12 protein-coding genes are annotated in these 24,179 nt (G+C 60.8%); 6 read left to right on the forward strand and 6 right to left on the reverse strand.

From position 1 onward, the window contains the following. Nucleotides 1-172 precede the first annotated feature (172 nt). The 5 genes from AB4O40_RS08725 to AB4O40_RS08745 all read right to left on the reverse strand — a co-directional run bounded on the left by AB4O40_RS08725 (nucleotide 173) and on the right by AB4O40_RS08745 (nucleotide 15,937). A complete protein-coding gene (locus tag AB4O40_RS08725) occupies nucleotides 173-1,198 on the reverse strand; it encodes a histone deacetylase family protein (RefSeq protein ID WP_460054943.1) in 1,026 nt (341 codons plus the stop codon). 70 nt (nucleotides 1,199-1,268) lie between these two features. Continuing rightward, nucleotides 1,269-2,498 (reverse strand): Zn-dependent hydrolase, encoded by a 1,230-nt coding sequence (locus tag AB4O40_RS08730; protein WP_460054941.1) that lies wholly within the window; start codon nucleotides 2,496-2,498, stop codon nucleotides 1,269-1,271. A 22-nt stretch (nucleotides 2,499-2,520) separates the two neighbouring features. Then, entirely contained in the window at nucleotides 2,521-3,831 is a 1,311-nt protein-coding gene (locus AB4O40_RS08735; protein WP_056722695.1) for an MFS transporter, read from the reverse strand. Nucleotides 3,832-4,221: 390 nt separating this feature from the next. Then, nucleotides 4,222-15,171, reverse strand: coding sequence for a peroxidase family protein (locus AB4O40_RS08740; RefSeq protein WP_460160146.1), 10,950 nt, complete (start codon nucleotides 15,169-15,171; stop codon nucleotides 4,222-4,224). Nucleotides 15,172-15,469: 298 nt separating this feature from the next. After that, entirely contained in the window at nucleotides 15,470-15,937 is a 468-nt protein-coding gene (locus AB4O40_RS08745; protein ID WP_460054938.1) for a hypothetical protein, read from the reverse strand. Nucleotides 15,938-16,009: 72 nt separating this feature from the next. Here AB4O40_RS08745 and AB4O40_RS08750 point away from each other — a divergent pair, with 72 nt between their 5' ends. Further along, the gene (locus AB4O40_RS08750; RefSeq protein WP_460054936.1) at nucleotides 16,010-17,506 is read left to right on the forward strand and encodes a sensor histidine kinase; all 1,497 of its coding nucleotides are present in this window, start codon (nucleotides 16,010-16,012) and stop codon (nucleotides 17,504-17,506) included. 45 nt (nucleotides 17,507-17,551) lie between these two features. On the opposite strand, the gene AB4O40_RS08755 is transcribed toward AB4O40_RS08750, so the two are convergent. Next, nucleotides 17,552-18,262, reverse strand: coding sequence for a response regulator (locus tag AB4O40_RS08755; RefSeq protein ID WP_460054933.1), 711 nt, complete (start codon nucleotides 18,260-18,262; stop codon nucleotides 17,552-17,554). A gap of 685 nt (nucleotides 18,263-18,947) precedes the next feature. Between AB4O40_RS08755 and AB4O40_RS08760 the strand changes: the two genes are divergently transcribed. The 5 genes from AB4O40_RS08760 to AB4O40_RS08780 all read left to right on the forward strand — a co-directional run bounded on the left by AB4O40_RS08760 (nucleotide 18,948) and on the right by AB4O40_RS08780 (nucleotide 24,172). Next, nucleotides 18,948-19,799, forward strand: coding sequence for a sugar phosphate isomerase/epimerase family protein (locus tag AB4O40_RS08760; RefSeq protein ID WP_056722702.1), 852 nt, complete (start codon nucleotides 18,948-18,950; stop codon nucleotides 19,797-19,799). A 14-nt stretch (nucleotides 19,800-19,813) separates the two neighbouring features. Then, entirely contained in the window at nucleotides 19,814-20,884 is a 1,071-nt protein-coding gene (locus tag AB4O40_RS08765) for an isopenicillin N synthase family dioxygenase (RefSeq protein ID WP_056722704.1), read from the forward strand. 46 nt (nucleotides 20,885-20,930) lie between these two features. Then, nucleotides 20,931-21,725, forward strand: coding sequence for an ABC transporter substrate-binding protein (locus AB4O40_RS08770; RefSeq protein WP_409079202.1), 795 nt, complete (start codon nucleotides 20,931-20,933; stop codon nucleotides 21,723-21,725). 64 nt (nucleotides 21,726-21,789) lie between these two features. Further along, entirely contained in the window at nucleotides 21,790-23,337 is a 1,548-nt protein-coding gene (locus AB4O40_RS08775) for an amino acid ABC transporter permease/ATP-binding protein (RefSeq protein ID WP_056722708.1), read from the forward strand. A 46-nt stretch (nucleotides 23,338-23,383) separates the two neighbouring features. Continuing rightward, nucleotides 23,384-24,172 carry an SDR family oxidoreductase gene (locus tag AB4O40_RS08780; RefSeq protein ID WP_223542050.1) on the forward strand — a complete coding sequence of 263 codons (789 nt, stop codon included), beginning with the start codon at nucleotides 23,384-23,386 and terminating at the stop codon, nucleotides 24,170-24,172. Nucleotides 24,173-24,179 lie beyond the last annotated feature (7 nt).

Consider the following 24,179-nt stretch of genomic DNA (forward strand, 5'->3'; position numbering starts at 1 on the left):
TTAACGTCAGGGCTATGGCAAGTGCCGTAGGGCGCTTATGGACCGCGTTATCGTTCATCGCGAGCAAGCTCGCTCCCACAGTTGACCGAGGTGAACCGCATATTTGCGTTCAACACCGACCAGTGTGGGAGCGAGCTTGCTCGCGATAGCAATCTTCCAGACGCTGTCAAACTCAGAGCTGCCAAACCTCAGGCCCGACAAAAAACGCCTTGGCATTATCCTCCAGACTCTCCAGGTGATACCCGCCCTCCTGCACGATCAGGCACGGCAACCCCAGGCTGCGAATTCGCTCACCGAGCACGCCGAACCCTTCGCGGGTCACCGCCACCTTGCTCTGCGGGTCCAGTTCGAAAATATCGAAGCCCAGGGACAGCACCAGTACCTCGGCGCCAAAGTCCGTCACCGCCTTCAGCGCCACCTCCAATTGCCCGAGAAAATCCGCCTCGCTGGCGCCATGGGCCATCGGCAGGTTGAGGTTGAAACCCTCGCCCGCCCCGACACCACGCTCATCGGCAAAACCTGCGACGCCCGGATAGAAGTTGGTCGGATCGCCATGCACCGAGACGTAGAGCACGTCTTCGCGATCGTAGAAAATCTCCTGAATCCCCTGGCCGTGGTGCATGTCGGTATCCAGCACCGCTACCCGCGAGAACCCGGCACGCAAGACCTGCGCCGCCACCGCCGCGTTGTTCACATAACAGAAACCACCCGCTGCTTCGGCCCGGGCGTGATGACCCGGTGGACGGCACAGGGCATAGGCTGCCGGCTCGCCATCGAGCAATGCCCGGGCGCCGGCGATGGCGCTTTGCGCCGACCAGTAGGCCGAACGCCAGGTCTGCTCGCCCACCGGGCAGCTGCCATCGGCCAGATAGCACGCGGCTTGCGCGAGAATCCCGCGCAGGGCATTGGGCTCGCGGACAAAGATGTTCGACATCACTTCGTCGCCCCAATCCTCGGGAATCTCTTTCCAGCGCTGATGGGCCTCCTGCAAGAACCTCAGGTACGGTGCGCCGTGCAGCGCCAGCAGCGGATCGAACCCGGCATCGACCGGTTGCTCGACCTTGAAACCCAATGCATGAGACGCCTGCACCAGGCGCTGCGCACGCTCCGGCACTTCCTGCGGCGTACGCATCTGGCCACGGGAGTAGTAACTGCGAGGATGGTGGAGCAATTGTTCGGGGTGGAAAAAACTGCGCATGGAGTGATTACCTGTCAGTTAACGAAAATCTTGAAACCGGACACGCACTACTGTGGGAGCGGGCCTGCGTTCAGTCGATTTTTTCGGCGCGTGCCAACACCGCGTTGAGCAGCACATCTGTGCCCTGGCGCACATCCTCGGGCAGCACATCTTCGGCTTCGTTGTGGCTCAGGCCGCCCACGCACGGGATGAACACCATGGCCGTCGGGCAGTACCGCGCCAGGTGGATCGCGTCATGTCCGGCGCCGCTGACGATCGATTGCTGAGCGTAGCCCAAGGCGTCCACGGCCTGTTGCACCGCCGCCACGCAGTCCGCGTCGAACGGTGTCGCCGGACTGATCCAGTGCGGGGTGATCGCCAGTGTCAAGCCGCGAGCGTCGGCTATCGTCTGCAGCCGCGCACGGACTTGTTGCTCCATGGCCTCGATGGTTTCATCACGGTGATGACGCAGGTCGACGGTGAAGTTCACCAGACCCGGAATGGTGTTGCGCGACGATTTGTTGATGCTCAACTCACCGACCGTGGTCAGGCCTTCGGGGGCGAAGTCCGCCGCCAGGCTTTCGATGGCCTGGATCATCTGCGCCACACCGTACAGGGCATCCTTGCGCAGGGGCATCGGCGTGGTGCCGGCGTGGGCCGCCATGCCTTCGACCCGTACGTCGAGCCAGCGAATCGCCTGGCCGCCGCTGACCACGCCGATGCTCTTGGCGTTGTCTTCGAGGATCGGCCCTTGTTCGATGTGGGCTTCAAAGTACGCATCCACCGCGCCGCCCAGCGGGCGCTCGCCGGCATAACCGGTGCGTTGCAGCGCCTCGGCGACGCTGATGCCATCGATGTCGCGCACCGCCAGCGCGGCATCCAGCGCCATGATGCCGGTGAACACCGCCGAGCCGAACATCGCCGGGGTGAAGCGCGCGCCTTCTTCGTTGGTCCACACCGCCACCTCCAGCGGCTTGCGGGTCTGGATGCCCAGATCGTTCAGGCAACGCACCACTTCCAGGCCGGCGAGCACGCCGTACACGCCATCGAACCGCCCGCCTTCGGGCTGGGTGTCGAGGTGGCTGCCCATCATCACCGGTGCTGCGTCAGGGTCGGTGCCGACGCGGCGGGCGAACAGGTTGCCGATGGCATCCACGCTCAGGGTCATGCCGACTTCGCGGCACCAGTGGGCAAAGAGTTCGCGGCCGGCCTTGTCCTCGTCGCTCAAGGCCAGGCGGCAGCTGCCGCCACGGGTGGTGGCGCCGATTTCGGCCATCGCCATCAGACTCGCCCAGAGGCGTTCACCATTGATCTTCAACATGTGTTTCTCCAGGAAATTCAGCTCAGGCCTTGGCCAGTTCCATACGTTCAGCACTGGCATGGCGACGGGCAAGGGACAGCACACACAGCAGCGAAGTCGCGGCAATCAGGCTGTAGAACACCGCCATCGGCCACCACTGGCCGGCGAATCTGTGCGCCAGCATCGTGCCGATCAGCGGCGTCAGGCCACCGGCCAGCGCGCCGCAAATCTGGTACGCCAGGGAAATCGCGGTGTAGCGCACACGGGTCTCGAACATACCGCTGACGTAACCGGCAATCACCGCGTAGAACGACGCCATGCACACCACCGCCAACGCAATGCCGAGGATGATCAGCGGCGCCTGGGCCGAACTGACCAGCACGAACATCGGGTACGGCGAGGCCATGGCCAGCAGCGAGACCAGGCACAGGAAGCGGGTCGCGCCAATCTTCTCGGCGACCCAGGCCGCCAGCGGTTGAATGCAGAACTGGATGATCGCGACGACGAACAGGCACTCCAGGATCAATGAGCGCGGCAGCTCGAGTTGCTGGGTGGTGTAGGCGATCATGAAGGTGTTGGTGAAATACACCCCGGCGATCCCCAGGGTGTTGGCGCCGATGCATAGCAGCAATGGACGCCACGCTGTGCGCAGCACTTCCATGACCGGCGCCTGCTCCTTGCGCTGGCTTTTGCCGGCCTGCTCGCGGCTGGCAAGAAACTCCGGCGATTCATTGACCCCCAGGCGAATCGCCAGGCCCACCAGCAGTAACAGCGAACTGGCGAGGAACGGCAAGCGCCAGCCCCAGCTCATCAGGTCCTCTTCCGGTAACCGGGTGACGGCGCTGAAGGCCAGCAGCGACAGGATCAAACCCGCCGGGCTGCCCAGTTGCGCAAACGAGGCGAAGAAATTGCGCCGGCCTTTCGGCGCATGCTCGCCGGCCATCAACACCGCACCGCCCCACTCGCCACCCACGGCGATGCCCTGGACGATACGCAGCACAATCAGCAGCACCGGCGCAGCGGCGCCGATTTGCCCGTAGGTCGGCAGCAAACCGATGCACACCGTGACCACGCCCATCATCAACAAGGTGATGATCAGCGACTTCTTGCGGCCGATGCGGTCACCGATATGACCGAAGACAATCCCGCCCAACGGCCGCGCAAAGAAACCCACGGCAAAGGTGCCGAAAGCGGCCATGGTGCTGAACAGTTTGTCGTCGGAGGGGAAGAACAGCGCGCCGAACACCAGCGCGGCGGCGGTGGCATAGATGTAAAAGTCGTACCACTCGATCATGGTGCCAATGAAGGCAGCGGCTGCCGCACGGCGCGGCTGGGACGAAGCGGGAGGCTTCATGGGGGGACTCCTTTGGTTATTTTTCTGGCAGGAGAGAAACGGCAAATCCTCGGCGCTCTGGCGGCGCCGGTCTGGGGATGATTTTTCGTTTCGGGACCATGATTAGTCAATTTTCTATTTATTATTCGAAGTATTACTACAACTTATAATCTAAGGTGGCAGCCAAATGCGGCGTGCAACGCCCAGGCGTAGGCGTTCAGCAGAAAGTAAACGATGTCACCAGCATCCAGGATGTGCGAACCAAACCATGAGTCTGGTGCCACAACCTGCACCTGCGTGAGATTTCGGCACCCATGCAGCAAGCCGCCCTGGCTGAAAAAAAAGGGAGGGCATCCAATGCCCTCCCCCTCCGTCGTCCACACGCTCCCTGCGACAGTCCTTGCCAGGACCTCAAGAGGCCAGAATGAAGTCTGTGGCCGAGATGGTGTTTGGATCCCCCACACCTACCAGGGTGATGTTGCCAGCCGCGAAGCTGAGCATCGTATCCGCACCGAGATCAACGATGTTGAAACTGCTGCCAAAGGTCGCTGCCGTGATGTTGAGCGCGGCGATATTGAGCAGATCCTGGCCTCCCGCCGCGTCGGTATCGAAGCCGAGGATCCGGTCATTGCCGAAGCCCGCGGCGAACACGAAGATATCGTCGCCACTGGCGGCATTCATCGTGTCGTTGCCCGCACCGCCCGCAACACTATCGTTGCCGGCACCACCATCGAGGTTGTCGTTGCCCAGGCCGCCCAACAATGTGTCGTTGCCGCCGGCGCCGTTGAGGGTGTCATTGCCCACCCCACCGGTCATGACGTTGTTCGACGCGTTGCCGGTGCCGACGAAGTTGCCGACTCCGGTGAAGAGCAGGTGCTCGGCATTGGCGCCCAGTGTGTAACTGGCCAGCGAGGTCTGTACGGAGTCCTCACCGCTGCCCGCCAACTCGACAACCGCGTCCGCGGCTGAATCGACGCGGTAGGTATCGTTGCCGATGCCGCCTTCCATCCGGTCAGCCCCCGCATCGCCACTGAGGACGTCATTGCCCAGGCCACCCAGCAAGGTGTCGTTGCCGCCAGCGCCGTTGAGGGTGTCATTACCCACCCCTCCGGTCATGGTGTTGTTCGACGCGTTGCCGGTGCCGACGAAATTGCCAACGCCGGTGGAGAGCAGGTGCTCGACATTGGCGCCCAGGGTGTAGCTGGTCAGCGTCGTCTGTACGGAGTCGGCACCTTCACCCGCCACCTCGACCACCAGGTCCCCGGCGGAATCGACGCGGAAGGTATCGTTGCCGGTTCCACCGACCATCCGGTCATTACCCGTGCCGCCCGTGAGGACGTCGTTGCCGGCGCCACCCAGCAAGGTGTCGTTGCCGCCAGCGCCGTTGAGGCTGTCATTACCCGCCCCACCGGTGATGACGTTGTTCAACGCGTTGCCGGTACCGGTGAAGTTGCCGGTTCCGGTGAAGAGCAGATGCTCGACATTGGCGCCCAGCGTGTAACTGGCCAGCGTGGTCTGTACCGAGTCGGCCCCCTCACCCGCCGTCTCGACCACCAGGTCCCCGGCGGAATCGACGCGGTAGGTGTCGTTGCCGGCTCCACCGGCCATCCGGTCATTACCCGCACCGCCAGTGAGGACGTCATTGCCCAGGCCACCCAGCAAGGTGTCGTTGCCGGCTCCGCCGTTGAGGGTGTCATTACCCACCCCACCGGTGATGACGTTGTTCAACGCGTTGCCGGTGCCGACAAAGTTGCCGACTCCGAGGTAGAGCAGATGCTCGACATTGGCGCCCAGTGTGTAACTGGCCAGCGTGGTCTGTACGGAATCCTGCCCCTCACCCGTCAACTCGAGCACCACGTCCCCGATTGAATCGACGCGGTAGGTATCGTTGCCGGTTCCGCCCAGCATCTGGTCATTACCCGCACCGCCATTGAGGAAGTCGTTGCCCGCGTCACCATTGAGGATATCGTTGCCGCCCAAGGCATTCAGGATATCGTTGCCATCACCTCCGCTGGCCACGTCGTCGCCTGCCGTACCGTTCCATATATCGGCACCGGCGGTACCGACAAACACATCACTGACCACTGTCGTTGCGGCAGAAGTCACGCGCTCAAGCGTGCCCAGGTCATCGGCGTAACTCGCGACGACACGCAGTTGCTGACCAACCTGCGCCTGGTCGGGCGTGAAGGTCGTGCCGGTCGCACCGGCGATGTCGGCAAAGATCGCACCGCTCCCCACCTGCCACTGATGGCTGATCACCGAGGTCGTGGTCCCGTTGGCGTCGGTGAACGCATCCGTTGCGGTCAAGGCCGAGCCTTCCGCCGGAGTCGTATCGCTGATCAGCACCGTTCCGACCGGCAGGACATTGACGGTGCCGGTGCCGGCAGGTGTGATCGGTGCGGTCGGCGCCGAGAACACCTCCTCCAGCACGCCATTGGCGTCCTTGTAGACCGCCCTGACGCGCAGCGCCAGCCCGGCTGCCACGACGAGTTCCGGTATGGCCGGCACGGCACCAATGAGGGTCGCCGGTGGTGGCACCCTGAGTTCCGAGCCCACCGTGACAGTCGTGCCCTCTGCGCGCGCGACCTCTCCGGCGGCAAAGAACGTGATGTCTTCGAAGACGCCCGAGCCCGGGCGCGCCTCGAACTGCCAGAAGAAACTGATGGGCCCGGCGATCGCGCCTCCGGTCGCGCTATTGTCAGCATCCGTGATGTCTGCCGCCGAGACCGTCAGCACCTGGCCGACGGCGGGCGTGGGATCGTCGATCCTCAGCGAACCGACGGGCGCCGAATTCAAACCGCCGAGCACGACCGCTTGATCGGAGAACTGCAACCGCTCGATATTGCTGAGGGTGTCGGTCCCATCCCTGCCAGCGACATTGTCGGTGACCGTCACGGTGCCGTTGACGTTGTTGACCACGGTGTAATCCGCCAGATTGCCGGAGAACAACGCCGTGTCGAAGTCGGGACCGGCCGCCGTCAGGATTTCACGGACGATCTGGAGCTGGCCAGGGTTATAGGTGCCGTTCATCATGAGCGGAACCAGCGGTGTCAAGCTGTCGAAGCTGGCGATTTCCGGCCCGGTGCCATCGATGTTCTGCCGCACACTGATGCGCACGTTGAGCCACTTGTCGCCGTCAATGAGGTCATCGCCGCCACGGCCCGCGATGACGTCGCTGCCGTCGCCACCCAGGATGATGTTGCCCCCGTCGAACTTATCGTCGGCTGTACCGGCGATGCCATCCGCGCCGTTGCCGGCGCTGCCAACGAGGTCCCGCAGACCGCTGATGAGGTCGAAGTTGGTGAGCACGCTGCCCTTGGCGCCGGCGATGGCGAGCAAATCGGCAGTGGAGTCATCGCCGCCGAGGAAATCGGCGTGGGACGATCCTGACATTCCTTCCACCAGGTCCAACCGGGCAAGGATCGACGCGGTGGAGCCAGGCACTGCCGGTTGATCGAAGAAGCGCAGCCCGGAGTTCAGGTCCATGGTCACGCCGACCTGATCGTCCTTGTAGGTCGCCCAGTCATAACCCGAGAACCCGATGAAACGGTCCGCCTCGCTGGGGCTGCCGACCATGATGTCATCACCGCCCTCTCCGTCGAAGTTGTCCGGTCCGCCATCGCCCAGGAAGACGTCGTTGCCATTGATCGGATCGTTTCCGAATGGGTCGAAGTTATCGCCGGCAACGCCATCGGCGGATCCACCCTGGATCCAGTCATCGCCTTCGCCACCGCGCGCGAACTCGTTGGCCTTGCTGCCAAGGATAAAGTCGTTGCCCAGGCCGCCGCTGCTGTCGGCCGCGTCTTCGCCGGTAACGATGAAGTCCTGGCCAGCCTGGCCAAGGATCAGGTTGAGGCCATTGCCACCCTGGATGACGTCGTTGCCGTCTTCGCCGTGGATGACGTCGTCGCCGCCCATGTCCGTGATGATGTCGTCACCGGTACCGCCAAAGAGCTGGTCGTTGCCGTAGCCGCCATCGATCCGATCGTTACCGGCATCGCCATAGACCGTGTCGTCGTCCGAGTCGCCGGCAATGAGGATGTCGTTGCCGGGCGTACCGCCCAATACGACCGTATCGGCACCGGTGTAGTGCAGGTAGTTGGTATCCGGCCCCGCCGTGGCGGGGTTGTCGCGGATCACCAGTGGCGTGAGGAAGTCAGTGCGTGGTGAGCCAATCGGGTGGTCCGACGGGCCAAACGGATCGGCATTGGCCGGCAGATCGTCGAGGGTGCCGACAATACCGTCGGGACCGGCAATCACACTCGGGTTGTACTGGTTCGCCTGATTGACCTCCAGAGTGTAGGCCGGCGTCAGGAAAACCCTGGCCGAGAGGTGTGTTGCGTCGGTATTGGCCATCACCAGATTGGCGAACGTGTTGTTCTCAAGTTCCGCGCCAAAGTCCATCGAGGCGGTGCGTTCCAGATAATAGAAGCGGTCGCCGTCCTGGAGTTTCTCCATCTGGTTCTCGAAGACGAAGTTGAAGGTCGAGCCGAGCATGCCGCCAAAAGGCATCTTCTCCTCGGCCAGCCCGCCAACCCAGAAGTCGACATCATCCAGACCGGTGATGGTCACATCGTCTGCCGTGTGCAGTACGCCGTCCGCACCAGCGTTGCTGGCCCAGGCACCCGTGCTGTTGAGGAAGTCGACACGATCGGCGGGTGCGGTCGCGCCGCCGAACACCAGGTCCGCAGCCGCGGCGCGCTTGTCCGCCAGCGTGGTGGCGCCGGTGATGGTCGCGTGCGTGCCGTAGGCGGCGATAAAGTTGACCAGCGATTCCGGATGCTTCATGTGCTGCACGAAATCCGCCCAACTGGTGTAGGGCTTGAGCTCTGCGTCACCGGTGGGCCCATAGAACTCCCGCCGCGCCGCGTTCAGGGACGGAATGCCGGTATCGCGACCGCGCGCCAGGTTGATGGCGGGCAGATCGAGTGGCAGTCCCAGCAGGTTGTTACGCAGGGCTTCGGTGACGAACTCGTCGATCTCATTGCCCACCTGGCGGGTCACGCCGCGCACGATGGCACCGGCCGCCTCCTCCGGAGTGGCGCCGCTGCTTGCGAACTCGAGCGGGTTGAGGAAGGCCTGGATCAGCCCGATATCGCTCGACGCGAAGTTCGGATCCAGCCGGTCGACCTGCTCCAGCAGCATCGAGTGCCCGAAGCGATAGACGGTGTGTGCGAACTCGGCAACGATGCTCGGATCGATCGCGGTGTCGTACACCTGGCCCGGGGCGAAGAACGGATCGACCATCGGCTGGATGGTGCGCGCGAACTCTTCGAACACCAGGTGCTGGTACTGCATCTCGGTGCCGAACTTCGCGGTCTGGAACAGGCGCTCGCCGTTCCAGTCAAGGGTCGAGGTGTCGGCGGGTACGGCAGTGACAGGCGTCAGCAGCCACTCGTTCAGGAACGACACATCGCCACTTGCCGCTGTCGCCAGGACCACCGCCATGGTGTGATCGACCAGGCGGTTGTGCTCATGGTGGAAGATCGAATGGACGGTGGTCAGGCCGATGTTCTCGTTGACCCGGCCGTCGCCGGCAATGTAGTGCGCGTCCAGCAGTTCGTTGTCGTAGAAGCCCGCCGCAGGTGTACCGCCAACGACATTGTCCGCATCGGGCAGGAGTGCCGCGCCGGTCTGGTCGTCCACCGGCACCGCGGTGTGCGCGATGTCGTTGAGGAAGGCATGGCCGGTGCGCGCGGCGTTGACCAGGCTGATGGGCGCGGCCGGATTGCCTTCAACCAGCACATCATCGGCCGTGCCGGCAATGCCGTCCGCGCCCTTCATTACCACCTGCGGAAAACCGTTCGGACCCTTGATGAAATTGCCGTAGGCGTCAGTCGCCAGCAATGGCACGTTGTCGAAATCGGCATCGGTGAGATTGATGCCGAGCAGATCATGGGCTTGCGCCTTGACCACCTTCCAGGTGGCCATGCCACCGATCCCGACGTCGTCGGCCGTACCGAACACGCCATCGGCGCCCAGATCACGATTTTCGATCAACTTGCCGGTGGCCACCGGATCGCCCGTTGCGTTGAGCTCATAGGCACGCAGGAACACCTGGTGCGAAGGATGCGAGCTGTACGTCTGGTTCTGGTCGACAAACGGCGAGGTGGTGTTGGTGTTCTCGTGGATGTCATCGGCCGTGCCCAGGATGCCGTCGGGGCCGGGCTGATTGGTCGCGCGCGTCAGCACCATGAAGTTGGTCGGGCTACCGGGCACGAACAGCGGGTCATCCGGCTGCAGCGGAACGAACACAGTGCCCGACCCACCCTTGGTGACGAGGTCCAGGCCATGATCGAAGAACTGGCCGAAGAACGTCATCCATTGGTTGAAGGGTGCGGTCAGGCCCGCGTCGGGACTCACGTTCGGGTCGAAGAAAGTCTGGAACGTCGTGCCGTCAGTACGGGTTCCGGTCACCACCTGCGCACCGGCCTTGAGGACATCGTCAGCAGTGCCGAGGACACCATCAAGACCCGGATCGAAGGTGGCCGCGACCGCCGCCGGGTTGTTGGCGGTCTGGTCGACGATCAGGTTGCTGATGGTGCGCGGCTGCGAGTCGATTACCAGGCCGCTGGTCTGGGTGTAGCTGGTGCCGGCATCGGCCGGGCGGAAGTCCGGTGTGGTCAGGCGCGGGAATACGTTATCGGCGGCACCGAACTCGGGATGGAGCAGGTTGTTTTCCGTCCCTTCGACGGTACGCAATCCGAACGGCATCCGGATATTGGGGAGCAACGAGTTCAGGTTCTCACCGGCCGCGTGGTGTTCCGCCAGCTTGATCTGGTCAAGGATGAACGCCAGGTCGGCTTGCGTGTAGCGCACACCGTTGCTGGGAGCCGTGGTCTGTGGATCGATCAGCGAAGGCGCCGCTGCAGGGGCCGGCGCCCCGGCCACTACGGCCGTGGTCGGTGCCGAGAATACCTGCTCGGTCACGCCATGATCGTCCGCATAGATGCCTTTGACGCGAATTGCCAGGCCGGCAAGATCCGACGTCACCGTGAACGTGGGCGCGTCCGCCCTCACAAATCCGATACCGATGCGGCCTGGCCCGAGGATGATGTCCTCGAAGACGCCCGAGCCCGGTGCGGCTTCAAACTGCCATACGTAACTGATGGAATTGTGGATCGCCCCGCCTGCGTTGTCGCCATCGGTGAGGCCTGCCGCCGACACGGTCAGTATCTGGCCAACGGTCGGTGCAGTGTTATCCACCGTCAGCGCCCCCACCGGCTCAGCGTTGAGCCCGGGCACGAGGACCATGGACTGATCGGAGAACTGCAGCCGTTCGATGTGGGTGAGACGGTCGGTTTCTTCCTTGCCGACATTGTCGGTCACGGTAACGATGTCGTCGGTGAAATCGAGCGCAGTGCCGTTATCGTTGACGGTGACTGAGTAGTTCGCCAGCGGGCCCATGAAATTGACGGTGTCGAAGCCGCCCACGCCTGGCAGGATCTCACGCACGGCGACGAGCTGGCCGGGATTGTAGGTGCCGTTCAGCATGAGCGGGATCATCGGCGTCATGCTGTCGAAGCTGGCGATCTCCGGCCCGGAGCCATCCACGTTCTGACGCACGCTGATGCGCACGTTGAGCCAACTGTCGCCGTCGATGAGGTCGCTGCCGCCACGGCCTTCGATGATGTCGCTGCCATCGCCGCCGAGGATGATGTTACCCGCGCCGAACTGATCGTCGGCCGTCCCCCCGATACCGTCGGCACCGAAACCGGCGCTGCCAACGAAAGCCCGCAGGCCGCTGACGAGATCGAAGTTGGTGAGGATGCTGCCCCCGGCCGTGACGTTGGCGATGATGGCCGCGTTTTGTTCATCGCCGCGCAGGAAGTCGGCGAAGGCCGACCCCGACAGGCCCTCCACTTCCGCGAACCGGTCATAGACCGAATCGGGCGATTGCGCCACTGCGCCCACGATATTGCCAGCGGCATCGGGCACCGCGTGATACGGACTGAAGAAGGGAACGACCATGTCGACGGTCACGCCGTACTTGTCGTTCTTGTAGGTGGTCCAGTCGAACCCGGACATGCCGTCCATCTTGTCCTGTGCGTCGCTGGCGACGAAGGTGTCGTCGCCGCCTTCACCAATCATTTCATCGAATCCACCGGTGCCAATGAAGATGTCGTTGCCGGGCACGTCGTCGGACAATGTTGGGCTCGCGTTATCGCCGGGCGCACCGTCCTGGGTGCCGCCCTCGATCCAGTCATCGCCTTCGTTGCCGGTCGGCGCGAGGTTGACCTTGGAGCCGAGGATGAAATCGTCGCCCGCGCCGGCGAACGTCAGGGTGATGTCTTCGGTGGTGATGATGAAATCCTTGCCCGCGCCGCCGTGGACCAGGTTGTTGCCGGCGAGGGTCGAGTTACCGACCTGGATGACGTCGTTGCCGTCCTCGCCGTGGATGACGTCGTCGCCGCCCATGTCCGTGATGATGTCGTCACCGGCGCCGCCAAAGAGGTTGTCGTTACCGTAGCCGCCGTCGATCCGGTCGTTGCCGGCATCGCCATAGACAGTGTCGTCGTCCGAGTCGCCGGCAATGAGGATGTCGTCGCCAGCCGTACCTCCCAGCACGACCGTATCGCCGCCGGTGTAGTGCAGGTAGTTGGTATCCGGGCCCACTGTGTCGGGGTTGTCGCGAATCACCAGCGGCGTGATACGGTCAATCCGTGGTGAACCAATCGGGTGCTCCGACGGGCCAAAGGGGTCGGCGTTGGCTGGCAGATCGTCAACCGTGCCGACGATGCCGTCCGGGCCGGCCACCACGCTCGGGTTGAACTGGTGCGTCGGGTCGACCTCCAGGGTGAAGGCCGGCGTCTGGAATATGTTGGCCGGCAGGTGTACTGCGTCGCTGTTGAGCATCACCAGGTTGGCGAACGAATTGTTCTCAAGCTCAGTGCCGAAGTTGAGTCCTGCGGTGCGGGTCAGGTAGTAGAGACGGTCGCCATTCTGCAGGTTTTCCAACTGGGTTTCGAAGACGAAGTTGAAGCTCGAACCCAGCAGGCCGCCAAAGGGCATCTTCTCTTCGGCCAGGCCGCCGATCCAGAAGTCGATGGCGTCCAGGCCGGTGATGGTCACGTCGTCGGCGGTGTGCAGAATACCGTCCGCACCGGCGTTGCTGGCCCAGGCGCCGCTACTGTTGAGGAAGTCCAGGCGATCAGCCGGCGCCGTGGCGCTGCCAAGCACGAGATCCGCGGCCGCGGCGCGCTTGTCCGCCAGCGTCGTAGCACTCGTGATGGTTGAATGGGTGCCGTAGGCGGCGATGAAATTGATCAGCGATTCCGGATGCTTCATGTGCTGCACGAAATCGGCCCAGCTCGTGTAGGGGGTCAACTGGCTGTCGCCGGTCATGTGGTAGAACTCGCGCCGCGCCGCGTTCAGCGACGGGATGCCGGTGTCTCGGCCGCGCGCCAGGTTGAGTGCGGCAAGGTCGAGCGGCAGGCCGACCAGATTGTTGCGCACAGCATCAGTGACAAACTCGTCGATCTCGTTGCCGACTTGCCGCGTGACGCCGCGCACGATGGCGCCTGCCGCCTCCTCAGGGGTGGGGCCGCTGGCAGCAAACGCGAGCGGGTTGAGGAAGGCCGCGATCAGGCCGGTCTGTTGATTGCCCGGGTCAACCGGATTGCCGTCGCCAACGACATTGAAGTTGGGGTCGAAACGATCGACCGTCTCCAGCAGCATCGAGTGGCCGAAGCGAAAGACCGTGTGCGCGAACTCGGCGACGATCGCCGGATTGACCGTGGTGTCGTTGCCCATGGGCGCCAGGAAGACGTCCACTTGCGGCTGGATGGTGCGCGCGAACTCCTCGAACACCAGGTGTTGGTACTGCATCTCGGTGCCGAACTTGGCCGCCTGGAACAACCGCTCGCCGTTCCAGTGCAGGGCCGCGATGTCGGCCGGCGTCGCTGGCAGCGCTGTCAGTTGGGCGTCGGGCATCAGCCACTTGTTCAGGAAATCGAGGTCGGCGGAGGCCAGCACCGTATCCTTGGTCTGCTCAACCAGCCGGTTGTGTTCGCTGTGGAAGATGGAATGCACCGTGGTCAGGCCGATGTTCTCGTTGACGCGGCCATCGCCGGCGATGTAGTGCTTGTCGAGCAGCTCGTTGTCGTAGGTGCCGGGTGCTTGCGGGCCGCCAATGACGGTGTCCGCGTCAGCCACCAGCCCCCCGGTCGGATCGGCGCTGTGGGCGATGTCGATCAGGAACTGGTGGCCGGTGCGCACGGCGTTCGTCAGGCTGATTGGCGCGGCCCGATTACCCTCGACGAGCACATCATCGGCCGTACCGGCAATGCCATCCGCGCCCATCATCACGACTTGGGGAAGGCCGTTAGGCCCCTTGATGAAGTTGCCGTAAGCATCGGTTGCCAGCAGCGGAACGTTGAACACATCGGCATCGGTCAAGTTGATGCCGAGCAGATCTCGGGCCTGAGCCTTGACGATTGCCCAGGTGGCCATGCCGCCGATTTCGACGTCATCAGCGGTGCCGAAATGCCCATCGACACCCAGGTCGCGATTGGTGATCAGCTTGCCAGTGGCCACCGGATCGCCAGCGGCGTTGAGCTCATAGGCACGCAGGAACACCTGGTGCGAGGGATGCGAGCTGTAGGTCTGGTTCTGGTCGACAAAGGGAGAAGTGGTGTTGCTCTGCTCGTGGATGTCATCGGCGGTGCCCAGGATGCCGTCGGGGCCAGGCAAATTGGTGGCGCGCGTCAGCACCATGAAGTTGGTCGGGCTGCCCGGCACGAAGAGCGGATCGTCGGGCTGCAGCGCAATGAAGACGGTGCCGCTGCCACCCTTGGTGACAAGGTCCAGTCCATGGTCGAAGAACTGGCCAAAGAAAGTCATCCACTGGTTGAACGGCACAGTCAGGCCTGCGTCCGGTGTGATATTGGGAATCTGGAAAACGGCAACGTCGTCGGCGGTACCGAACAGGCCATCCAGGCCGGGGCTGGTGACCAACTGTGAATCCGGATTGGCCGCTGCGGCCGCGACCGCCGCCGGATTGTTGGCGGTCTGGTCCACGATCAGGTTGCTGATGGTGCGCGGCTGCGAGTCGAAGACGGCACCGCTGGTCTGCAGGTAGGAGGTCGGTGTGGTTCCGCCTGGATCGGTGGGGCCGAAGAAGCCGGCCGGCTGGACCTGCGCGGTATTGAACACCGGCGTCGTCATGCGCGGAAAGAAATTGTCGGCGGCACCGAACTGGGGATTGGCCAGGTTGTTGTCGATGCCGGAGACGGTGCGCAGACCGAAGGGGACTTCTACGTTCTGCAGCAAGTCAGCCAGACTCGCGCCAGACGCATTCCGTTCAGCGATGAAAATTTGTTCGAGAATGAACTCAAGATCGGACTTGATGAAGCTGGCCATGGCTGTTTCCTCGATGCTTAACCAATCAGGAAACCACACGCATAAAACACGGCTGCAAACGCGTGGTTGAGTGCTGAACCCCATAAATGAAAATCGAAACTTGAACGACGGGACCTGGTACAACGGCCGCACCGAGCCCCTACTGAATTGCGTGCAATCAGCAGAGCTCGACTGAGGATCAATTCCCCATGACAACCGTATTTACAGGCTGGTATTGCGCCTCAAGGAGGCGACGGCCCATGAACCCAGGTTGAATAGAAGGTGCAACTTACTCGCGGCCCCGTCACGTATCGGGGCTCTATGCATCTGTACATGATGCTCTCTCAGGCATAGGGGGCTTGTCACAGATGCCACACATCCAGAGAACAGAGGCATTGGCCGGAATATGCTCGCGAAGATCGCCATATTCCGGGACTTCCTGAGGGGTGATGGCACGGTTCTGCGTCCATGCGGCTTCGTCAACAAGCCTTTTATCCATGAGAAAACTGGCATCGACTACGAATTGACTAGTATGTATTGGAGACTGGCTCCGCACGCTGGGTAGCGGAGCCAGGAAACCATTGGAACCACAGGTTTGGTTCTGATTGAGTGGAGCACCCGCACTGTTGGACTGGAGCGTTTTCTCAACAGAGAATTCAAGTGAAGCGAGTTTGACTTGAATGCCAGGGTGCGAATGGCCGACCACACTATTGGTAATAACCGCCAGCTGTTGTTGCCGGAAATAGCGATTATCCAGATGGATCGAGAATCTTTTTAAACTATTCATCGCGCCTCCCGCCTTCAACCTCAAATGCCAGCTTTACACTCCATTGAAAATGAGTATTGAGGGGCTACCCGGATGTGTACAGAGACAAAAGCCCAATCAAATTCTGAGACCTTGGTCGCAGAATCGGATCAGACCTTGGTCGGATCAGAGGCAGGCCAAACGTCCAGTGACGGAGGCCCGGGAGGACAGAGCGCCCGTGCGAAATTGCACCATTTGAGCCGCTCGACCCAGTTCGTAATCTGCGCCGCAATCATTCTGGGCTTGACCATGACGTTCGTTGGAAAGCTCGTAAGCCAGAGTATCGAAGATGCAACGATTCAAACGGCGGCAGAGACGGGCGCGCGTTATATGCAGAACTTTCTCGAACCTTTCGTCCAGGGACTGACCACTGTCAAAGAACTCCCCGATGCAACCATTCAGACCATTGATCACCTGCTGTCCAGCACCTCGTTGAGTACACATGTGGTCTCGGTGAAGATCTGGCTTCCAGACGGCACGATTGTCTACAGCACCGACAAGTCCACGGTGCGGAAAACCTTTCCGACAGAGGAGATCTCACTGGCGCTGACAGGCAAGATCTATACACAACTGGACAATGATTTTGAGGGAGATAATGAGGATGCTTTTGAGCGCAGCCTGAATATTCCGCTTTATGAAATTTTTGCTCCACTGCGCGAAGCCGGTACTGGAAAGATTGTTGCGGTTGGTGAGTTCTACGAAACCGCGGAAGCGTTACAGCGCGAAATCAATAATCTTCGCAAGAAAGTATGGGCGATTGTTGGTGCCGCAACGACGGCCATGCTTTTGTTGTTATTTTTTATCGTTCGGCGTGATGACAAGATAATAAAACAACATGAAACAGCACTTGAATGGCGAATGGATGAGCAAGCCAGGTTGCACTCGAACAATGCCGCCCTTCAGCACAAAGTCACTACAGCCAATCACGAATTCTCCAGAATCAATGAACTCACTCTTCGTCGGATCGGGGCCGATCTTCATGATGGTCCTGCCCAGCTGTTGTCACTTATTCTCCTTCGCCTTGAAGAACTCGAAAATTCACAAGGCGCCTCGGATGAGGAAGTTCTCGAAATGATCAGGCGTGCCGGCGAGGATGCTTTAAACGAAGTGCGGGAAATATCACTCGACCTGGCACTTCCGGAAGTCACTGACCTGACCCTGCACGATGCGCTGGTATTGCTTGCCGAGCGGCACGAAGAGCGAACCGAGACGCGAGTCGAACTGGAGCTTGATGCTCTTCCAGACGATGTACCGATAGCGCATAAAATTTGTATTTACCGCTTCGCCCAGGAAGCGTTGAACAATGCCTATATTCACGCCGGAGGAAAGGGCCAAAAACTCAGCGCCTCTCACTGCGAAGGGCTACTGGAAGTACAAGTCGAGGATGCGGGAGTGGGAATTCCAACCGAAAAACCGAGTGTGCCTGGTCGAGGTAGAACTCATCTGGGCCTTGTCGGCATGCGCTATCGCGTCGAATCCCTCGGCGGAGTATTCATCATTGAATCGGCGCCCCATGCCGGAACCAAAGCCAGGGCGCAGTTCAAAATCTGATCATCCGAGCCAGAATGATCATTGCACCCAAGTAACCGCAAGCGCTTATCGCCCGTTACTTGTCTTACCACTGTCATTCAAGTCGCGGCGTTGAAGAGCACCACATAAGCCAGGTATATGGTCACTCTCCCAATGCCGTCTCACTGCTGCGACTGCCTGTGTCCGGTTACGAACGCGCAGCTTGTACATGACATTCGTCATGTAGTGCTTGATGGTCTTCTCGCAGAGCTCGAGCTTGATCGCAACCTCGCGGTTAGTCAGGCCCTTCGATACCTCCCGGATAACCTGTTCTTCGCGATGGGTCAGCTCGACCTTTTGCCTGTCAGCCGCGTGCTTTCCGAAATTGCTCAACAGCTTGCTGGCAAGCTTGGGTGTAATGAACGTTTCACCACCGGCAACATTTCTGATGGCTTGTACCAGCTCACGACCGCTTATGCCTTTCAACGCATATCCCTGCGCGCCCGCTTCGAGGGCGCAATAGGCATCCTCGATGGACTCGGACACTGTCAGCATCAAAATTTTAACTGCCGGCGAAGAAGCTGAGATCGCTCGCACGGCAGCAAAGCTATCGCCCGGCATATTTACATCCATCAGCAATACATCCGGAGCAAAACGAGCGGCAATTTCCAGGGCATCATCGGCAGACGCCCCCTGCTCGACCACCTGAAAGTCAGCGACTTTCTTCAGCGCCATTGTGACCCCATCCCTTAACAGCGGGTGATCATCAACGATGCCAATCTTGATCATGGAACTCATAAGAAGCTCCTCTTAAACGGCGATGGCGCTGCAAGGGGGGTCGTGCGTTTCATTTTTCACCCCTCGCGGCATGCCGAACCTGGCAAGACCCGCGGTCTCCATGATGTCCGGGACGTTACGGGTACCCAAGGGGGGTGCAACTAATGAGCCACTACCGCAGGGCGAAGAAAAAGCCCAGGTTAATTAATAAGCTGTTTCTGAATGCTTCGGACGAGAGAAAGGCTAAACGGGGAATATTCCTCAAATCAGGTGGTAAGCCCCCGGTTGGGTGGGTGTAATGCCCCATTTATGGAGAGAGTGGAGACTCTATTTCAACGGCCGCTATTAGTAGGGATTACTTGCCCTGAGACGACGTGGACTTAACGAGTCGGGACAGGCAGCGGCGGGCAAAAGGGAACCCTCAGCGGCCCGGTGTCGCTTGGGACTCTTCAAAATGATGCCGTAACAATGGCATCTCTCAATAATAGCCAACGTAGACAGGTTCTCGCCGATAACCCCCCTCCTGGCCAGCGCTATAAGTAGCAAGCTATTTGTTGATGAAAGTCTGAAGTATTCTTTTGAACTTTCAGATTCTTTCAGTGCGCGGCCTGTGCCTAACATCGACTCCACAGCGAACCAGCCTCTTGGCAGCGTGGCGCCGTCGAAGTGCATTTGCAGTAGGCCTTGGGATTTTTGAGGATCACCGATGAAGCTGGAAATTTTCCGCACGCTGTGGGGTTACACCGCCAGCAAGGCCCAGGCGCTCGAGGAGTTGCTGCAAGCGGGCTTTGACGGGATGGAGGCACGCCTGCCACTGGACGCCCGTGAACGGGCCGAGTTTGGCGCCTTTCTCCAGGCCAATCGCCTGGGCTATATCAGCACGGTCTTCACCGCGTACGACGTGCTGCCGGACCAGTCGGCAACCCCTGCCGTCCACCTCAATGATCTCGATCAAAAACTCGCCTGGGCCGCTGAACTCGGCCCGCGCTTCGTCAATGTGCTGGCGGGCAACGATCGCTGGTCCTTGCCACAACAAGTGGAGTTTTTTGGCCAGGCGCTGGATCTGGCGCGCAAGCACGGCCAGGTCTGCAGTTTCGAAACCCACCGCTCGCGGTCGCTGTTCAACCCCTGGGTGACCCTGGAGTTGATCCGGCAATTGCCCGAGCTGTTGTTCACCAGCGACATCAGCCATTGGGTGGTCACCTGCGAGCGCCTGTTGAATGACCCGGCCGATGACCTGAGCGCTTTCATCGAGCGGGTTCACCATATCCAGGCCCGGGTCGGTTATGACCAGGGACCGCAGGTTCCGCACCCGGCGGCTCCCGAATATGCAAGGGAACTGGCCTTCCATCAGCAGCACTGGGAAAGCATCTGGCGCTCGCAGCAAGCCCGCGGTTACCAGGTCAGCACCCTGACCCCGGAGTTCGGCGCCGACGGCTACCTGCATCACCTGCCCTTCACCAATGTCCCGGTCGCCGACCTGTGGTCATTGAATGTGTGGATGGGCCAGACCGAGCGTGAACACTTCGACCGTTTCAGCCATTCAAGCCATCCTTAGGGAGCCGATGCGACATGCCTGACAACAAAAACAACAGCGCAAGCACTGACACTCACAAAGCCAACTTCAATAGCATCCCGGTGGTCAACATCGCCGGCCTGTTCAGCGTTGAACTGGAACACCGCCTGGCCGTCGCCGAACAATTGGGGCGCGCCGCCAGCGAGGTCGGGTTCCTCTACATCACCGATCACGGTATCGACCCGCAACTGATCGCCAACCTGCGCAAGGCGGCCAAGGACTTTTTCGACCAGCCCCTGGACGCCAAGATGCGCCACTACATCGGCACCTCGCAAACCCACAAGGGCTTTGTACCCGAAGGCGAAGAGGTCTATTCCAAGGGCAAGCCAGACCACAAGGAAGCCTTCGATGTCGGCTTCGAAGTCCCGGCCGATGACCCGCTGGTGCTGGCCAATACCCCATTGCTGGGGCCCAACGACTGGCCACGACTGCAAGGTTTCAAGGCCTCGGTGCAGGCCTACTATGAAGCCATCTTCGCCCTGGGCCGGCGACTGTTCGGTGGCTTCGCCCTGACCCTGGGCCTGGAAGAAAACTATTTCGACAGCCTGGTGACCCGTCCACCGTCCAAGCTGCGCCTGATCCACTACCCCTTCGACGGTGCAGCCCATGACGCACCGGGTCTTGGCGCCCATACTGACTACGAGTGTTTCACCATCCTTTTGGCCGACAAACCGGGCCTTGAGGTGATGAACAATCTTGGCCAATGGATCGATGCCCCACCGATTGCCGATGCCTTTGTCGTCAACATCGGCGACATGCTGGAAGTGATGACGGCAGGCGCTTTCGTTGCCACCGCGCACCGGGTACGCAGCGTGAAGGAGGAGCGTTATTCCTTTCCGCTGTTTTATGCCTGCGACTATCACACCCAGATCAGACCGCTGCCCGGGTTCGCCCAGGCAGGCAACGACTACGAAGAAATCACCATCGGCGAACACATGTATGGCCAGGCGCTGCAGACCTATCAATATCTGCGCCAGAGGGTGGCCAACGGGGACGTTCAACTGCCAGGCAAGGCACGAAAGCCCGCCAGTTTCGGACATTTGAAAAATCAGGCCCAACCGTCCTGATTGAAGTTTTCAGCTAATCCCCTACCTACGCCGGAGTCAGCACATCATGAAAAACAACAAGAAAAACCTTTTGAGCCTGGCTGTATTGGCAGCCGGTATGTTCGGTGCCTCGGTGAGCATGGCCGCGGCAGATACGTTCAAGGTCGGCATGGAGATCACCTACCCGCCCTTCGAGTCCTATGACAAGGACAAAAACGTGGTGGGCTCCGACCCCGAACTGGCAACGTCACTGGCCAAGCACATGAACGCCAAGGTGGAGTTCGTCGACACCAAGTTCCCGAGCCTGATCCTGGGCCTGAACTCCGGCAAGTACGACGCGATCATTTCCGGCATGTACATCACACCGGAGCGCCAGACCCAGGCCCAGACCATCGCCTATGCCAACACCGGTGCCGCGGTCATGGTGCCCAAGGGCAGCGAGATCAATGCGAAGAAGCCTGAAGACCTGTGCGGCCTGAAACTGGGACTGGAACAGGGCACCACCTGGGTGAAGGAATTCAAGAAGCTCTCTGACGAATACTGCGTGCCGAACAACAAAGGCGCGATCACCGTCAGCGAGTACCCTTCGGCACCCGAAGTGACCCAGGCCCTGCTGTCTAAAAACATCCAGGCCCAGGTTGAAATCGCCGGCGCGGCAAAAATGATCGCGGAAAAGACCAACGGCCGGGTAGTGATCACCACCGAGCATCCGATTTATCAACAAACCCTGGGCATCTTCGTCAAGAAAGGTAACGACGAAACCTTCCAGGCCGTGCAAAAGGCCTTCGAGGAGAGCAAAAAGAGCGGTGAATACGCGGCAATTCTCCAGAAATATGGCCTGGAAGAACCGACTGCCAACTAAGAACCTGTCCTTGTAGTCTGGTCATCTGCCTCCCCTGCTCCGGGGCGGCAGATCGAGGTGCCCCATGCAATTCGATTGGTCGTATTTCTTATCCCTGTTCTCCCTGCCGGACTTCTGGAAGGCCTGCGTCACAGTGGTCCAGCTCAGTGCCCTGGCCTGGTTCATCGGCATGCTGCTGGGTTTTGTCCTGGCCACGGCCAAGCTGTCCCAGTCGCCCTTGCTGCGCATTCCCGCCGCGGTCTACATCTGGTTCTTCCGCAGCATTCCATTGCTGGTGCTGGTGGTCTTCGTCTACAACCTGCCGCAATTGTTTCCCGGCAGCGGACCGATTCTGTCCAACCCCTTCTACGCAGGGTTGCTGGCCCTGGTGGTCACTGAAGCGGCGTACATGGCGGAAATCCATCGTGGTGGCCTGATCTCCGTGGCCAAGGGCCAGAAGGAAGCCGGGCGCGCGCTGGGTGTCGGCCTGCTCGGCATGCAACGCCTGATCGTGATCCCTCAGGCTTTCCGCATTTCGCTGCCCACGCTGATCAATGAATACATCACAGTGGTCAAGCTGACCTCGCTGGTCTCGGTCATCTCCCTGACCGAAATCCTCACGGTCGGCCAACGCCTCTATGCCACCAACTTCCTGGTCATGGAAACCCTGGCGGCGGTAGGCGTGTATTACGTGTTGATCGTCACCGTGTTCGGTTATTTCCTGCAGCGCCTGGAGCGCTACCTGGACCTGAACTTCCGCAAGCCGCACACGCTCGACGCGGCCACCATCGCCAGGTTCAAGGCCAGCGCCGAAGCCTTGCCCGACACTGCGCGCAAAGCCGCCGGCAACAACGCGACGCCCATCCTGCAACTGAAGAACATCCAGAAGAGCTATGGCACCCACCAGGTGCTGATGGGTATCGACCTGAATGTCGAATACGGCCAGGTGGTCTCGATCATCGGGCCATCCGGCTCCGGCAAGACATCGCTGATCCGCACCGTCAACGGCCTGGAAAGCATCGATACCGGCGACATCCTGCTGTTCGGCGAAAAATTCATCGAAGCGTCGGACAAACCCAACAGCACCCGCCTGCGCAAAGGCGTGCGGCACATCGGCATGGTGTTCCAGAACTTCAACCTGTTCCCGCACCGCACCATTCTCGACAACGTCACCCTGGCACCGCGTTACCACGGTCAGCCGGGCGAGCTGAGTGAACATCGTGCCTATGCGCTACTGGACAAGGTCGGCCTGCTGGCCCATGCCCACAAGTACCCGCACCAGCTCTCCGGCGGGCAGCAACAGCGCGTGGCGATCGCTCGAGCCCTGGCGATGGAACCGCAAATCATGCTGTTCGACGAGCCGACCTCAGCCCTCGACCCGGAACTGGTCAACGACGTGCTGAACGTGATCCGCGACCTGGCCAAAGAAGGCATGACCATGCTGATCGTGACCCACGAAATGGACTTTGCCATGTCGATATCCGACCGGGTCGTGTTCATGGAGAACGGTAATATCCAACTGGATGCCGCACCGCAAACCATACGATGCGAAGCCGAAGGAGAACGCGTGCGACGCTTCATGGGCATCAGTACCCGATCGCCGAACCTGTCCGCAACGCTGGATCATGCATGAACAGGCAACCGCTTTCTTCGAACTTCCTTCTTTCAGGAAAACGTACATGAATCTGGGAATAGCAGGACGCTGGGCACTGGTATGCGCCGCCAGCAAAGGTTTGGGAAAAGCCTGTGCACAGGCTCTCGTCAACGAAGGCGTGAACGTGGTGATCACCGCACGGGGCGAACAGGCGCTGAATGAAACAGCCCGTCAGCTCAGGGCGATAAACCCTGAAGTGACGGTCATCGCCGTCGCTGGAGACATTTCGACGCCCGAGGGTCGGGCGGCAGCGCTCAAGGCCCACGGGCATTTCGATATCCTGATCAACAATGCCGGGGGCCCTCCCCCCGGGGATTTCCGCGAATGGAATCGCGACATCTGGCTCAAGGCGCTGGATGCCAACATGCTGACGCCTATCGAGTTGATCAAGGCAACGGTCGACGGTATGGCGGCACGTGGATTTGGTCGAATCATCAACATCACCTCGAGTGCCGTGAAGTCCCCTATCGAAAGCCTGGGCCTGTCCAATGGTGCGCGCAGTGGCCTGACTGGGTTTGTCGCAGGGCTTGCCCGGCAAGAAAACATTGCCAGTCGCAATGTGACGATCAACAACCTGCAACCAGGCTCGTTCGACACCGATCGACTGCGTGACAACCTGGTCGCGGCGGCCCAGGAGTCGGGGCAGGACAGTGAGGTGTTCCTTGACCAATGCCGTAGCGAAATTCCCGCCAAACGCTTCGGTTCAGCCGAGGAGTTCGGTGCCCTCTGTGCCTTCGTCTGCAGCAGCCAGGCGGGCTACCTGACCGGACAGAACCTGTTGATTGATGGTGGGGCTGTTCGCTCTAGCCAATAATGGGCAA

Source organism: Pseudomonas sp. S2_F07, assembly GCF_054668325.1.